General features: G+C 35.3%; 1 protein-coding gene. It reads right to left on the bottom strand.

The genetic code is table 11. The annotated features are described in order from the left end of the window. The coding region (locus ACXAHM_RS26560; protein ID WP_474967095.1) for an IS110 family transposase at nt 1–201 on the bottom strand (201 nt) is incomplete at both ends.

Genomic DNA, 201 nt, shown 5'->3' with positions numbered 1-201 from the left:
TATTAGCATCTTGAAGTTGTTTATGAACTCTGTTCTTTTCCTTAGCAATTTCTTGGCTCAGCTTTTTAGAATACCTTGATAAATCTCGAAGGTGCCTTACATATTTTGGTGGAACGAAACTACTATGTAACAACCCGTTACATAGAAGCTGAGCAATCCACTCACTATCTTTTTTATCTGTCTTCTTTCCTGGTACATTTT

It is taken from the genome of Flammeovirga sp. AWQ4_249 (assembly GCF_056161045.1).
The sequence above is the reverse complement of the archived record's forward strand: the minus strand, read 5'-3'. Positions and strand labels throughout refer to the sequence as shown.